11 protein-coding genes are annotated in these 15391 nt (G+C 57.4%); 3 read left to right on the top strand and 8 right to left on the bottom strand.

The features are described from left to right. The first annotated feature begins 127 nt into the window (after positions 1 to 127). Both SH664x_RS16955 and SH664x_RS16950 read left to right on the top strand, forming a co-directional pair. Positions 128 to 1111, top strand: a complete 984-nt coding sequence (locus SH664x_RS16955; protein ID WP_437202899.1) for a DUF1559 family PulG-like putative transporter — start codon at positions 128 to 130, stop codon at positions 1109 to 1111. Between the two features lie 287 nt (positions 1112 to 1398). Then, positions 1399 to 2901, top strand: coding sequence for an FG-GAP repeat domain-containing protein (locus SH664x_RS16950; protein ID WP_437202897.1), 1503 nt, complete (start codon positions 1399 to 1401; stop codon positions 2899 to 2901). Between the two features lie 514 nt (positions 2902 to 3415). Here the strand turns inward: SH664x_RS16950 and SH664x_RS16945 are convergent. Further along, complete coding sequence (locus tag SH664x_RS16945) at positions 3416 to 3550, bottom strand: hypothetical protein (RefSeq protein ID WP_437202895.1); 135 nt, start codon at positions 3548 to 3550, stop codon at positions 3416 to 3418. A gap of 267 nt (positions 3551 to 3817) precedes the next feature. Between SH664x_RS16945 and SH664x_RS16940 the strand changes: the two genes are divergently transcribed. Beyond that, positions 3818 to 4327, top strand: a complete 510-nt coding sequence (locus SH664x_RS16940) for a ferritin-like domain-containing protein (RefSeq protein ID WP_437202893.1) — start codon at positions 3818 to 3820, stop codon at positions 4325 to 4327. Between the two features lie 312 nt (positions 4328 to 4639). Here the strand turns inward: SH664x_RS16940 and SH664x_RS16935 are convergent, their stop codons facing one another. The 7 genes from SH664x_RS16935 to SH664x_RS16905 form a co-directional block, all read right to left on the bottom strand. Next, entirely contained in the window at positions 4640 to 5425 is a 786-nt protein-coding gene (locus SH664x_RS16935; RefSeq protein WP_437202891.1) for an SDR family oxidoreductase, read from the bottom strand. A 99-nt stretch (positions 5426 to 5524) separates the two neighbouring features. Continuing rightward, positions 5525 to 8170 carry a DNA ligase D gene (ligD, locus tag SH664x_RS16930; RefSeq protein ID WP_437202889.1) on the bottom strand — a complete coding sequence of 882 codons (2646 nt, stop codon included), beginning with the start codon at positions 8168 to 8170 and terminating at the stop codon, positions 5525 to 5527. A 212-nt stretch (positions 8171 to 8382) separates the two neighbouring features. Continuing rightward, entirely contained in the window at positions 8383 to 9243 is an 861-nt protein-coding gene (locus tag SH664x_RS16925) for a Ku protein (protein WP_437202887.1), read from the bottom strand. 63 nt (positions 9244 to 9306) lie between these two features. Further along, positions 9307 to 10857: an FAD-dependent oxidoreductase gene (locus SH664x_RS16920; protein WP_437202885.1), complete on the bottom strand. Its 1551-nt coding sequence runs from the start codon at positions 10855 to 10857 to the stop codon at positions 9307 to 9309. A 475-nt stretch (positions 10858 to 11332) separates the two neighbouring features. Continuing rightward, positions 11333 to 12250 carry a hypothetical protein gene (locus SH664x_RS16915; protein WP_437202883.1) on the bottom strand — a complete coding sequence of 306 codons (918 nt, stop codon included), beginning with the start codon at positions 12248 to 12250 and terminating at the stop codon, positions 11333 to 11335. 127 nt (positions 12251 to 12377) lie between these two features. Next, positions 12378 to 14063, bottom strand: a complete 1686-nt coding sequence (locus SH664x_RS16910; RefSeq protein ID WP_437202881.1) for a response regulator — start codon at positions 14061 to 14063, stop codon at positions 12378 to 12380. 171 nt (positions 14064 to 14234) lie between these two features. Next, positions 14235 to 15008, bottom strand: a complete 774-nt coding sequence (locus SH664x_RS16905) for a hypothetical protein (protein WP_437202879.1) — start codon at positions 15006 to 15008, stop codon at positions 14235 to 14237. Positions 15009 to 15391: the final 383 nt, after the last annotated feature.

Below are 15391 nucleotides of genomic sequence, written 5' to 3'. Positions count from 1 at the left end.
GTGAAAATATTTGGAAAGATTGCGGCGTTGGGCTTTGAGCTACTTGTGGGAGGCTGTTTCTCTCAGTTTTCCGGGTATTCTAGCCTGCCCATCAACGTCATTGGCCGCACAAATCAGGAGGCTTGGCATGGTTCCGCGTCTTCGTCGGGCATTCACTCTCATTGAGTTGCTGGTGGTGATCGCCATCATCGGCGTCCTCGTCTCCCTGTTGTTGCCGGCGGTTCAACAGGCACGCGAAGCGGCCAGGCGCTCCCAGTGCAAGAACAATCTCAAGCAGTTGGGATTAGGGTTGCACAATTATCACGAAACGCACCGAACCCTCATGGGGGGGGCTCATTGTGCCAAGGAGGCTTACGCGCGGTGCCATGTCTGGCTGGAAATGCTCCTCCCATTCATTGATCAGGGAGCGCTTTACAACCAGCTGGACCTCAACAAGCCGACGAACCATGCTACGAATGCGGCAGCCCTGAATCGGTGGACGAGCAACATGCTGGTCTGTCCCTCCGACGCCGATGCCGGCCTTTTCCCCAATCGCCGGGAGGCTAGCTACCTCCCCTCGGACACCGACGCCAGTCCATCGTTCTCGTTGGGGCAGTCCTATGCCACCTGCGGCGGAAATATCAGTCACCTGGATGGCTATTGCGGCTACTCCAGCCCCTGTTACAGCAAGCGAGGTGGTGATTGCCGTGCCATCTACGGCCTGAGCGCCGACCCGGTCAGTCCCGGAATGTTTGCGATGGGGTGTGTCGTCTATGGATTTCGGGATTGCACCGACGGTCTCAGCAATACCTTCCTGCTCGGGGAGCAGCTGCCTGTCTATAACTCTTGGTCGATGTATTTCATTTCGCACGCAATGGTCAATGTTTCTACGAATCTTCCCCCTAACTATCACAAGGTGATGACCCAGTGCACAAAGGCCTGTTCATCTAACGCGCGTTGTGGGGTGACAAACTGCACCTACTACATGGCTGGTTTCAAAAGCGATCACGCGGGGGGCGTGCAGATGCTGATGGCCGACGGCAGCGTTCGCTTTGTGGGCGAAACAGTCGACTACAAGACCTGGACGAATCTTGGTGACAAAGCTGACGGGAATACCGTCGGCGAGTTCTAGGAACGCGGCAGAATCAGATTCTGCCGTATTGACGGCCAGTCTCCAGCGACCGCGTCAATGCAGGTTGATTTGCCGGTACACGCGATCACTGCGGCAACTCGTCACTGGCTCTCGGAATCGATATCGGTTATCCGCGCTGCTCTTCGAAAAGCGAGGCATTATTCATGTTGACTTGTTACCGGGCTACCGGCATTGGACTTCTCTCGTTGATGTTCTCGCTCGCCGCAAAAGCTGCGGAAACGACTGCCCCGCAACGTGCGGATGCCGGGCCAACGCCCGAAACGATCATGGCTATTCCACGTTCAGAATTGTGCGACAGCCTGTATGTCATCCGAGACCGAGCCCTGCTTGTAAATCTTGATAAAGCCAAAACTCCGCAAGACTGGCTCCGGGTTCCCGGCGTGAAGGCGGCATGGAAGAAATCCCCGGCGATCCGAGGAAAAACAGTTCTGGCGGATGCAGATGGAGATGGCATCTACGAACTTTACGGAGAGGGTGGAGATGCCGCGCCGGGCCATTCCATGTTCTGGTGTCGCGACGCGGATGGTACTGTGCGATGGCAAACACCGGTTCCTGCCTCGACGCACGACAACAATGGGGTGCAGTGTGAAGATCTCGACGGCAACGGCACATTTGAAGTCGTTTCTGTTGGAAATTCACTCACATTCCTCGATGCGGCCACGGGTAAGATTCTGAGTCAACGGAACATCTACGATGATTTTATCGAACCCCGGCATCAGAAAGGACGACTGCAAAAGTTTCGCCTCGACAATCCCTATCGCATCGGTCACTGTACGGACAAGAACAAATGGAATGTTGTGATTGCTAACGGCTATGCGCCGAATGGGAAGCAGGGGGGAAGCTATTATCCGACAGGCGGCGTTCAGGTAATGTGCTATGACGCGCAGGGTGAAATTGTCTGGCATTATAAGCATGCTGGTGAGAACTACTCTGGCGGTGGACATGAAATCCGCTTGCACGACTTGGATGGGGACGGCCTCGAAGAAGTCATTCATTCTTCGAATGGAGGGTTGGTCTGTCTGAATCATGACGGGGAGGAACGGTGGCGTCTTGAAGGGCGCGGCCCCACTCCGCAACATTCCGACTGGATCTGCATCGATGATGTGAACGACGACGGGAATTTGGAAGTTGTCGTCCAGATGAACGGAGCCAAGGGGCAATTCTTCGTCCTTGACGCCGATACCGGAAAAGTGATTCGGGAAGTCCCTGTCGTTCCCGCGAGTGAAGTGCAGAACTTCGTCACTGGTAAGTTTCGCCCGAATCTGAAAGGTCGCCAGCTTGCGATCACGACAATTAATATGTCCATTCTCCGACTTCTTGATTTAACGACTGGTGAATACCTGAGATTTCCCATTGGCGCCCCCGAAGATCCGACGTTGAGAGTCTGGAACGGACTCGATATGTACAATTGCGCCGCCCATGATGCAAATGGCGATGGTGTCCCGGAAATCTTCACCTACACGACCCCCAAAGCAGGGCAACTCGCGAGGAAGGGCAGGCTCGAACTGCAGCCCGATACGGCTCAGGCATTGACGATCGGCGTCGCTGCCTATCGGGGCGATGGAGAACTGCTGCAGTACTGGAATTTCTATACCCCGACCGAAACCGGGATTCAGTGGGGCGTCTCGCAATGGGAGATGCGGCAGTTTGTGAACCCAGTGCGCCGCTATGATATTGACAAGAATGGCATCGAAGAGGCCTATATCGAGACGGCCCCCTGGATTATCCTTGTTGAGATTGTCGACCTCGAATCGCAGAAGATAAAATAGTTGTCAGGCAGATCTCGCCTTGTGCAGGGTTGTCGATTACGACCTCCACAGGCGATGTTCCTAAGGAGTCCAAGGGCAGACCTATGTTGCGATGTTCGGCTTGGGCGACGTTACTGCTGGCCGCATTGTTGTTGAGCGGTTGCAATCGCCAGGAACCTCCCTCAACAATCCCCGTTACGGGAATTGTGCGATATAATGGCGTACCGCTCGATCACGGTGACATCACGTTCGAAATGGTACAACCGGCCCCAGGTTATCCTAACCGTCCTGCTGTGGGAATCATCAGCCAGGACGGGCGGTATGAGCTCTCCACCTTTCTCCGAGGTGACGGGGCTGTGCCGGGAGAATTCCGGATTCGAATTTTTGCCCTGAAGGGAAATCAGACCTTCGAAGCACCTGAATCTCAGTGGAAATGGGCGATCCCCAAGCGATATTCCATGTCTAGCACAAGTGAATTGACCGCTTCCATTCCGCCCGATTCCGGGCCGATCGTCAAGGACATCGAGTTGACTGATTAATCGGTCGCTCCGGGAGACCCCTGATTCAGCAGCCCCTGTGCCTGAGGAGCATCTCCTCGTTGGCCAGCCGTCAGAAGCAGATGCAGGAGTCGTCTCCAACCACTCACCACGCAGTTCAGTCTGGTGGTCATTCCTCTGCGGCTGCGTCCCAGACACCGCCTGGGGTGGGCGTCTTCTTCCCGCTCTGTGCTCAGAGTTCGCCTGACGGAGCGACGCTGCGATTTGACGGGCGATCAGCCATTCGTCGCGCAGTTGCCTCCGCGAAATTTGTTCGATGTCAGTCCGTGAGGAGACCGTCAGCGGCGAGTCTTCGAGGTTCTTCCCGTGGCACAGAAAATGCATCGCCCAGTTGTTGATGCTGACACCACCTTTTCACCTGCTGAAATGGAGAAGCCACGATGCCTCTAAATTCTTTAGAAGATGCTTTCGTTGATGAACTTCGCGATGTCCTGAGTGCTGAGAAGCAACTTCTCAGAGCGCTTCCCAAGATGGCGAAGGGGGCGACCAGCGATCAGCTGCGGGAGGCACTCGAATTCCATCTGGAAGAAACGAAAACCCACGTGGAGCGGGTCGAAGCGGTCTTCGAGTCGATTGACCTCAAGCCGAGGTCCAAGAAATGCGAGGCCATGGAAGGGATACTGGAAGAAGGCTCTTCCATTCTGGAGGAAGACGCTGCCCCTGAAGTTCTCGATGCGTTGATCATCGCAGCCGCTCAGAAGGTCGAGCACTATGAAATCGCGACCTATGGAACCCTTTGTACATGGGCCAGGGCGCTGGGGCATACGCAGGCCCTGAAGCTGCTGAAGCAGATTATGGGGGAAGAAGAAGCAGCTGATAAAAAGCTCTCTGAAATTTCGGTGACGGTGAACGAGGCTGCTTTGGCTCCGGTTGAAGAAGAACAAGTCTGAGCTGGATGGCCCCTGTTGTGGATCGGGCTGGCCTGTAGCAGGCCCGCCCGATTCGTCGCAGGGCAGCACTCGCTGGCATTGTCGGTCGATCTCTTCGGGGAGTCGGTCTGTGCAGGCGGAATTCTTGATGCCCCCCGACACTGCATGACAGGGCACATATGCAGGGAAGGTGTTTGACGCGAACACCTATTGCCTACTCCGCTGGTGTGGGTTGCAGCCCATTTGCATTTCCTGGCGATCGGGTGTTGAGCGCACATTCTTTCCTTGAGATCGTGCTGACGATCCGCCGCTTCTAAAATGAGGTGGCTCGGGTCAACCTTGTAATAGCGATTGCGCTCCGTCGATCCAGATCTCGGTCCCGGTGATGTGCCGTGCCCGCGGCGAACTCAGGAACAAGACGAGGTCCGCCACTTCTGCTGCTGTTCCGGGAGCCCCGTTTGTTAACGGGACAGCTCCCTCGGGGAACTCCACCCGGCGTTCAAATTTCTGCAGATTTCTTCGTTCGGTGGATTCCTCAATCTCTGTCTGGATGGCTCCCGGGCAGATGATGTTGACCCGAATTCCGTCACCGGCGAGTTCCACGGCCAGCATCTTGCCCAGGGCGACCTGGGCCGCTTTTGTGGCTGCGTAGGCTGTGGCTCCCGTGTTGCTGAACATGCGGGTGCCATTGACCGAGGCGTTAATCGTGATCGCTCCTCCCTGGCGTCTCAGGTGCGGCGTACAAGATCTGATTGTCAGGAACGTCCCGCGCAGGTTGACGTTCACAGTCTGGTCCCATTCTTCGGCGGTCAGGTCATCAATCGGAGCCCAGACTCCGTTGATCCCGGCATTGGCGAACACAAAGTCCAGCCGGCCCCAGCGCTTCATGATCTTGTCGACGCCGGCCTGCATCTCGTTCTCGTGACTGACGTCCAGGGTCAGCGTGAGGAGGTCGCAGTCATCTTCCAGTTCTTCAGCGACTTGATTGAGTTCATCCGTGGATCGTCCGCAAATGGCGACACAGGCGCCTGCCTGGGCAAACGCGGCGGCCGTCTCCTTTCCGATCCCGGAACTTCCCCCGGTGATAAACACCACCTGGCCCTCGAACATCTTTTGCATGCATGGTCCTCCTGAATTGAAGCCACAGCTCCCCTGTCGAGGGAGTGCGTTAGAAAATCGCTACGGGTGTCCGGCGTTCCGTGACAGAATCTCCGCGATCTAGGAAGGTTTGTGGCCCTCCAGCATCTGACGGGTCAGGCTCTGCCGCAGCTCGAAGAAACCTTCCCACGGGTCACTCTTCAGGGAGGCGAGCCGTTGACGCAGATTGAGCACCGTGTACGCATCGGGTCGCAGGGATTCGACAAGTTCATCCCAGCGCAGCGGCGTGGCGACCGGAGCACCCGGTCGCGCTCTGGTCGAATAGGATGCAATCGCGGTCGCTCCCCGACCGTTGCGAAGATAGTCGACGAAGATGCGTCCTTTTCTGCGGGCTTTGCTCATTTCGGCGGTGTACAGGCGAGGGGAGTCTTGAGCCATCGAACTGGCGAGCAGACGAGCAAACTCCTTGGCGTCCTCCCAGCTGGACCGGCGGACGAGCGGCACCACAACATGCAGCCCCTTGCCACCGGAAGTTCTGAGGAACGATGTGAGTTTCAACGACTCAAGTCGGCTGCGAACTTCTTTGACCCCCTCCACGATCTGTTTCCATTCCGTTCCCTCGCCGGGATCGAGGTCAAAAACGATTCGGTCGGGACGCTCAATCTGGTCCCCCCGAGCCCCCCAGGGGTGAAACTCCAGCACTCCCTGCTGAATCAGCGCGATCAGACCTTTCGACTTCGTGATCATGACATAGGGTTCTGTTTTGGACTTCTCCTTGATGGCGATTGATCGAAGACCAGCCGGAAGTTCTCCATCAAAGTGCTTTTGATAGAAGCACTGTTCCGCCTGACCACCGGGACAACGGACCAGCGACAGAGGACGACCGACAACGTGCGGGAGGATCCACTCTGAGATGTCCGAATAAAACTCCGCCAGATCCTGTTTGGTGATTTCGGTCGAGGGGTAAACAATCCTCTCCGGATGGGTAATCGTGACCCCCTCCACCTGCACGGGGGCCCGGGATGCGGTGTTGGAGGACATGCGGGAATCACCGGTCCTTTTTCCAGGTTCTGTTCGGGCGCGGGGACGCTCGCGCTGAGTCCCGATCGATTGCGGTTCTTCTTTCGTGATCGCCGTGGCGGGCTTGTCCTGCCGGAGTCCTTTGAAAGAGGGATGCCGGAGCTGTTGTTCGTCGGTCCATTCCGAGAATTCGACTTCCGCGACGAGCACCGGCTCCACCCAAGACTCCACATCCCGGCTCGCGGGGGGACGAGTGGTGAAGGGGCACTGTCGCGTCCGGTGGGCAGACAATCGCTTCTCCAGATCCTTCAGCGACTGTTGCGTGAAACCGGTTCCAACACGGCCACAATACCTCAGCTTCCCGTTCTCAAAGTAACCGAGGAGCAACGCTCCGAAGCCGCTGCGTGATCCCTGGGGCCGGGTGAACCCACCGATCACAAACTCCTGTCGCCGATGACACTTTGTTTTCACCCATGTTCGGGTTCGTCCGGATTCGTACGGGCTGTCGACTCTTTTGGAGACGATTCCCTCCAGATCGTGGAGACAGGACTGCGTCGCAAACTCGGCTCCCTGACCAAGAAGGTGTTCGCTATAGCGGATTGCCCCGTCATTATCCGGAAACTGCCGGGTAATGATCTGTTCCAGAAGGCGCTTGCGCTCCACAAGCGGAACTTTTCGCAGGTCATAGCCCTCGCAGTAGGGAAGGTCGAAAACGTAGTAGTGAAAATCTTCCGCGCGGCCGGATTTGATCGCGTTCTGCAGACGTTGAAAGTCCGGGACACCATTCTCCCGGAGCAGGACGACTTCCCCGTCGAGAATTCCCTCCTTCAGGTCGAGCTGACGGAGCGCCTCCCGCACCGACGGAAACTGATTGGTCCAGTCGTTCCCGTTGCGCGTGATGAGCTGAACCTTGTTTCCGCTCAGGAAGGCCAGCAGACGATAGCCATCGAATTTCATCTCATGCAGCCAATCGTCTCCGCTGGGGGCGGAGGAGACCAGCGTGGCCAGCTGTGGTCGCAGCGCTTGGGGCTGCTTCCGTTTCACGCTCTCTTTCAGTTCGCCGGGGAAGGGGACAGCCCCCTTGTTTCGGGTCCCCTTCGTTTTCACCGGAGCCGGGCGAGGGGGAGTGTCTCCTGTTTTCGCTCTGACACGACTGGATTTCCAGACCCGACCGGAGTCCTGCGAGATCTCCTCCAGTCCCCGATGTGTCAACACACTGTCCGGCTCTGCCTCAAGGATGTTGTATTCCTTCTTCGGGCGGGCGGAATCGTCCTTTTTCTTGATCAGCAGCCAGTTCTTTCGGTTCTCACCCGCCTTGCCATGCATCGCTACAAGGCTCCAGTCGCCGGTCAGCTTTGTTCCCCGAAGCGTGAAGCTGAGGTGTCCCTTTCGATAACCCTCCTCCGGGTCTCCGTGGGGTTCCCAGGCTCCCTGATCCCAGACCATCACTGTTCCGCCGCCATATTCTCCCTGCGGAATTGTCCCTTCGAAGTCACCGTAGCTGACAGGATGGTCCTCCACATGCACAGCCAGTTGTTTGTGCTCCGGGTCCAGCGAAGGACCTTTCGGGACCGCCCAGCTTTTTAATGTGCCTCCCAGTTCCAGCCGAAAGTCATAATGCAGATGACTGGCAGCATGCTTCTGAATGACATAGAGCAGCCGGCCTTTGGGCGCGACCCCCCGACCGGTTTTGGGTTCGGGGGTTTTGCGGAAGTTTCGTTTCTTGCGATAAGAGGTGAGATTCATCCACGCGCCTGTGATCAATGAGGCATTAGGCATCTTCACTTTTAGTGAGCCTGTCCCCGCCACGCGGCAATGAGCATCTCATCACACGAGGCGCTTGTGGCGCAGGCACAGGAAACAGCAACCTGCTCGAGTACTCGGAATTCGCCGGGAGCTGAGGACATCGAGCCTGTTGCGCGGGAAAGGAATGTGCGGACTCCACCGTTGTCTGAAAATCAACTGACCCGCTTACGCTTGGCTGGCCGGCGTTTGGCAGCTGCTTTCTTCTTTTTGCGGGGAGTCGTCTTCTCAACGCTCTGCTTGAGGACATCCATGAAGTTAATCGTCCGGGGTGTCCGCGCCTGTTCCTCGGGCTCCTCCTCGTCTTCAATCAACTCCGTCTTTCCCGCCTTGATTCGCCGGTCGATCATTTCCATTAAGGCCGAACGGTACTCATCGTGATAGTCGTCCGGATTCCAGGGGGAACTCATTCCTTCGATCAATTGCCTGGCGAGATCAATTTCTTTCGGAGAGATCTTCAGCTTCTTAAGGTCCCGACCGGGAAAGTTGAACTCACTGGCAGAGACAACTTCCTGCGGAAATCGCAGCAACTCCAGCAGCAGGGCATTGCCATCCGGGATGACGGCAGAAAGGTACTGGCGTGTCCGGATGACGACTTTGGCGATACCGACACGTCCCGATTTCTCCATCGCTTCCCGCAGCAGGACATAGCCTTTCTCCGCTCCCTTTCCAGGAATAATGAAATAGGGACGATCGAAATAAACGCTCTCGATTTCTTCCGGATCCACAAAGGTTTCAATCTCGATGGTCTTCGTCATTTCGACCGCAGCAGACTCGAGATCTTTCTCCGTGAGCAGGACGTAACTTCCCTTGTCGTACTCGAAGCCTTTGACAATGGAGCTCCACGGCACTTCTTTTCCGGTCTCTTCATTCACCCGTTCATAGCGGACCCGCGCGGAGTTGCGGCTGTCGATCAGCTTAAAGCTCAAGTCGGACCGACGTTCCGCGCCGTGAATGGCCACTGGAATATTCACGAGCCCAAAGGAGATTTGGCCTGACCAGACAGGTCGTCCCATGATTGCCTCGTACTCGACTGGGGGTGAATGCCGGTGTTTCAGAAGACGCGACCGCCGAATCTCTCAGGAATGGTTATGCGAAAGGTGTTCTGAGTTCTCATCCCTGGCGAGAGGTGTCTCCGCTGGACCGGCGATGACCTGACCGTCGGTACTGAAGCGGGAGCCGTGGCAGGGGCAATCCCAAGTCTGTTCCCCCGGGTTCCAGTTGACGACACACCCCATATGAGTGCAGATGGCTGAGCAGCTCTGGATTTTTCCGTCCGGAGCGCGGTACACCGCTCGCCTCTGGCCGTCAACTTTCAGCACCTTCCCTTCGCCCGGTTCGAGAGCCGCCAGCTCTTCCCCTTCAGGAGTGGTCCAATATCCCTTAATCAGCTCATAAGGGTAATCCTTGTTCTCTTTCAAATAGTCCCAGAGGCCCCCCCAGACTTTTTTACGACTCAGGCGGAAGATCGAAGCCCACTGGTTCTCCGCTCCCAGGGTCCAGTCGCGAGCCATCATGGCGGAGAGCGTCCCGTAAGTCATTCCGTTTCCGCTGAATCCCGACGCAATGAACTGGTGGGGATTGGATGGCCCGATATACGGTAACCCATCGTTCGTCTCGACAACCTGACCGGACCAGCGATGATCAATGGTTGCATCGGGGATCAGCTTTCTCAGCTTGAGCTCCAGCCGTGCATAACGGGTCTCGATATCTCGTGTCTTTCCGGTTTTGTGGTCTTCTCCCCCCAGGATTGCGTAATCCATTCCGTTCTGAGGGGTGATGCGCAGATAATGGTAGGGGTCGTCGGTATCGTTATAGCTTCCATAGGGCAACGTCCCTTTGGGAATCGGCCCCCCCACCGCATAAGTGGAATAGCTAAACAGCTTTGATTGTAATGACATCGCGGAAATCAGTCCGTTGAGTCCTGTTAACGGAACATGTGTCGCGATGATCAGATGGTTAATCTGAACTTCATGTCCGTTGACCCGCAGCGTTGGACGGTCATCCTTCGCTTCGGTCATTTCGCTCTGTTCGTAGACCTGCGACCCATCCCCGCAGACGCGATCCGCCAACGTGCGGAGGTAGGCGACCGGGTCGAACAGTCCCTGATTCGTGAACTCCACGCCGGGGGCATTCCCCAGCGGAATTTGCTCTCGATAGACCGCCTGGAATCCGAGTTTGCTGGCGAGGGCTGCCTCCTCCTGCAGTCGGGAGCGATCATCGCGGGGGGTGAAGAGCGAGCTATGTAAATAGCCCGGCACCCGTTGAAATCCGCAGTCAATCTGTTCGCGGTGAACAATCTCTTCAATGAGATCAATGGCCGCCCGGCCCCCTTCCCAGACCGTTTTGGCCGTTTCTTCGCCGAACGTTTGTGCCAACATCGTGATCGGGCGATCGGTGAAGTAGACCAGGTGCGCGGTCGTATGCCCTGTGTCTCCCCGACAAATCTTTGACTTCTCAAAGACCGCCACCCGCTTTCCCGTCTGCTTGATCAGATAGGCAGCGGTTAGACCGGTGATCCCACCGCCGATAATTGCAACGTCATAATTTGCGGGATTCTCGAGGGCTGGGAAATGGGTCGGTTCACGATCCAGCCAGACGGGTAGACTTTCCAGCGATGTGACATTCATCAGTTTCGCTCCCTACTTGTCAGGCGCTGGGACGAGTGGGACTCGCCTGCCAGCGTCTCTTGAGAGTTTTCCACGTGAGCGGCCTTCGGAGGATTCTTGGGCATTGAACGATCAGCGTGGGCGCCCGACGATCAGCCGTTGTGCTAAGACTCTCTCGATAGGCCTCTCACTCCACATTAACAACGTCTCTTAAACGCGTGTTGCAAAACTTTGCCGAACACGCACCACGTCTGCTCAAGCGTCTGGGATTGCGATGCGACCCATCACGTCAGTCCGCATGCGCAGAGCAGCGTGTCATGTCTACTGCAAAGCTGATTGGCGATCGCGCGAGTGCAGAGATCGACTGTGCAAAATCGATACCCTTGAGGCGCGTTCCCCGTTAGTCAGCGAGCGACTGACGATCTTCTGGACCGAGCGAGTCAAGAAATTTGCGCGGGGCAGTGGTCTTGTTCCGCGTGGCGACCGGTGCGAGGGGTCAGCCTGTGGCGTCATCCCAGGTTGACTTCAGCAGCAGCAACATTTCCTGCCACTGGATTTCCCGTGCAGCCGCAGCGAGTGGGGATCCTGCCTGTCGGGCCGCCTGCTGGCAGAGGTCGACAAACTCGGTGGGTTGCCACGTTCGTCTGCAGAGCCGCGATTGCCAGTCACGGACTTCGGCGGCACTGGATTTCATCAGAACGTCCGACGCCAGTTCCGCGAGTTCGGCGAACTGCGGGTGCTGGCCGACATGACGGAACCAGTACTTCGAATTGCTGTAATCGGGTTCGCGCCGATGCATGATGGCATGCCAGTAATCACCCGCATGGTGAAGTCCTTCACCTTCGATGGACTGGGAAAAGCTGTGGCTGCGATCGAGCTGATCGTGGACCTGATAAATCCCGGCCCAGAGGGCTGTTTCCTCGACAGCCGATGATACCTTGGGAGAGAACGATTCCATGCTGCTCCGCAGCCAGTCGGGAAGACGGCGGGGGCGAGGGGCCAGCTCGGGGCGTCGCGGCTGGGAGAGTTCCTGAGGGGCTGCCGACAGGATCTGAATTTCTGCGTCCGGGAGGCGGAGCACGTACTGCCACAACGACTGAGATGCCGGAAGACTCTCCCAAACTTTCGCCTGGACCAGCACCAGGGCGTCTTGCGTCGGTGAGGCACAGAGCCGGGCGAGAGGCCAGGGGAGTCGTTCCCACTGCAGCCGACCTGCCGGACCACAGGGGAGAATTGCCACCTTCCGTTCTGACTGCTGAAACTGAGGGACGTGTTGCTGCAGAAGCTCTTCCAGTTCCCTCGACAACGGTTGTTCTGCACAGACCACCGTCTGGGACGGAAGCTCTTTCCCGGATTCTCCAATCGGCTCTTCGGCACTCTGAAACAGTTTTTGTGCGAAGGGCAAAAGGCTCATAGAGAACTTTCGACTGTCAGGCGAACAGAGTTCAGCAGAAGGTCGTCGTGACCAATCGGCACAGGGGCCGGATCAGGGGCCGTCGCCTCTGATGCCGCAGCGACAGGATTCACGACGTCGGGTCCGTTCAGGCTGCGGTGGGTGTGACCGAATCTTCAATGGCTTTCAGCAGCTGGTTCAGGATGAACGGTTTATAGAGCACCGTTTTCAGTCCGAGCTGGCGTGCTTTCACGAGCGTATGCTCGCCGTCATAGCCGAAGCCGGTCATGAGCACGATCGGCACATGCTCGTGGGTTTCTCGCAGTCGACGGTAGAGTTCCGAACCGCTCATATCCGCCGGTTTGATGTCACAGATCACAACGTCGTAGTGGAAGGTGCGGGCCATCCGCAATGCCTGCTCTCCGTCGCGTGCCGTTTCCACAACGACATCGAACCGTTCCAGAATTTCGTGGGCGCTATGGCGGATTTCCCGCTCGCGATCGACCACCAGCACCCGTTTGCCGGCGATGTTGGGGTGTGTCGATTTGCGGACGAACTGGCTTCCCGATTCTGTGTAAATGGAGGAACCGCACTGGCGAATCAGTTCGCGGATATCCTGTGTGTGTTGCAGAATCCGCTTCAGCCGTTCTCGGACCTGCGGATCCTGATCGCCGTACTTTTCGTAAATCCACGAGGTGTCGTTCAGAATGTCGTCGACGGGGTCGGCGACTTCGCAGAGCATGCGCTGCGTGCTCTCTTCAACCGTGGTGGCTTTCTCCGCGATCAGCAGATCGAGCGTATTCAGGGCGACCGCGACTTCGCGGCAGAACAGTTCGAGGAACTGGAGGTCGGTCTGTGAAAATGCGCCGGGCTTGAAGCTCTCCACGTTGAAGGTGCCGAGTACCTGATCGTGTCGCGTGAGCGGTACGGTCAGTGAGCTGCGTGCTCCGGTGGCTCCGACCAGATACAGCGGGTCTTTGGTGGTGTCTTCACAGAGGTAGCTGCGCCCGGTGGCTGCCACGAAGCCGGTGACTCCGTTTCCTTCGGCATTGACCCGCAGTTCCCGCTGTTCGGCGGTGGGATCCATGCCAATGGCCAGCAAGGGAGTGAGGCGGCCCGACTCCTGATCGACAATCCGGATTTCGACGGTCTCGAATTCCAGCAGATCCTGTGTGTAATGCTGCAGCTTGGACTTCAGCAGTTCGATCCGGTCGTGAGTGGAGAGGTCCAGCACGTCTTCCGGCTGCAGGTCTCCCAGCGCCAGCCCGGCCTGATAAATCGCGTTCAGCTTCTGCTGCTGCAGCGTTTCTTCAGAGGTGTCCCGCAAGGTCGCCAGCAGCAGGGTTTCGCCGTTCACAGCCGGCGTGGCAACCGGATTGACTGTCAGGTCGTAGAAGGTTTTGTCGTTCACCCGGATGCGGGTCTTCACCTGGGCGTTGGTGGCGAGCACGGTGTTGAACGGGCAAAAATTGGGGCCGATGATTTCAGCACCGGCCCAGATATCGAACATTTTCGGACAGCCGCAGTTGTCGGCCAGGCCGAGGACTTTTTCCGCCATCTCGTTCGACCAGATGATCTCCTCGTGCTCGTTCATCAGCACGATCGCTTCGGGAAACTTTTCCAGCACTCCCGCCGCTTCGAGGAGAAAGCCGGCGCTGGCAGCGTCGTTGCCGACCAGACAGAGACCGGGAGGGGAGGTCCCCTTGAGTTTCTCGAGAGCATCGCCCAGCGACTCGGCCGGCGTCAGTTTGCAACTGCTCTTCAAACCCGCGAGCACAGGAGACAGTGTCTCCTCCTCGACGCCAAATACCAGTACTTCAGGCTGCTCTGCCACGGTCCCGCGACCCCCTATTGATTCAACCCCGTCTGGAAATCGTAGGTGGAATCGGCCAGGCGGACAACGTGAATTCCCCGCAACGTTCGTCCGCTTTCTGCGGTTGTACCCACGCTTTCAGGGGGAGTCCAGACAATGCTGGAACGTTCTCCTGTTTCGGACTGCATCGCTTCAACGCGTTTTGATCAGTTGGCACCCCGATCCGGGCCGGGCGGCTCGTTCTGCGACACATCCTTCCTCGATGCGTCGATGGAGTCGGCTGCGCAGCAGCCCTTGTCCGTCAAACGCTCGAGGTGAAATCAGTGACAACCCCAGCCGCGACAGTTGGGCGTAGACCGCCTCGCGGACCGGGTGCTGCAATGATTGATTCGAAATCATCCGCCGATAGGCCGCCAGCTCCAGGGTCAACAGGAACCCTTCATAGTGTGCCGACCGCTGAAATTCGTCTTCCGGCCCCCGCCCCGAGGCTGATTCCGCAACGGTGCCGTTCCGGGGATTGAGGACTCGTCCGACAATCATCCCCTTCCACTCATCAAATCGGCGCTCCAATCGCTGAAACTTCAACAACGTCGGTACGGATAAGAGTTGCTGGCGGCAGGTGATCAGCAGGCCACCCCACGCTTGCTGAATTCGCTCCCGGAGTGAGGTTTCCCCCTCCGGGAGAGGAGTGCGAGGGTCACGCCGCTCGGCGACCTCCAGGCAGGCGGCAAGGGTCTCAAGGTACGTTCCGACCACGAAGAGTTCTTCGATCAGGTCTGTGGGAGTGTGGGTGCGAGCGTGTAAGTGGCTGGCGGAAAATGTCTTATGGTACGAATGTTCCAGGAATCTGGAGTATTTCCAGAACTCGGTGGCGATGCCGGGAGCGGCGTGATGGAGCGGGCTGGAGGCTTCCGTACCATGCCAGCACACGAGAATGGTGAGATCAGCGAGATCGCGTAAGTTCACTTGCAACGTATCCCATACGAAGTAACAGTCGGCCCGGGGCAGCCTCAGTGGTTGCCGACCCCACTGAGACCCTGAAGGCAAACCGGGTGCCGAGGTGTCGCGATTGCCCGCTTGGAGGCCACGGGGGAATTCGAGAAGGGTTCATGTACTGCCTAGTCCTGTTGTAAATCTAAAGAGTCTATTGCCTTGTGTTGTTTGTGGATGCCGCTGTGGCCTAGGCGGTGTGTCCAGTTCCGGTGGACTGGTGATGTGTTCTTCTCTCAACCTTTGTTTCCCGAATGCAACGCCTCGTCGCCGCTGAGGGGGGAAATGCGGTGGAGATCGCAGTGGTCGCATCGGCAGTTGCCGATCTCTGTGCGGTCTCTCACCGGACATTGAAAACC

The sequence above is a fragment of the Planctomicrobium aquicomposti genome (assembly GCF_051466325.1).
GTDB lineage: Bacteria > Planctomycetota > Planctomycetia > Planctomycetales > Planctomycetaceae > Planctomicrobium.
The sequence above is the reverse complement of the archived record's forward strand: the minus strand, read 5'-3'. Positions and strand labels throughout refer to the sequence as shown.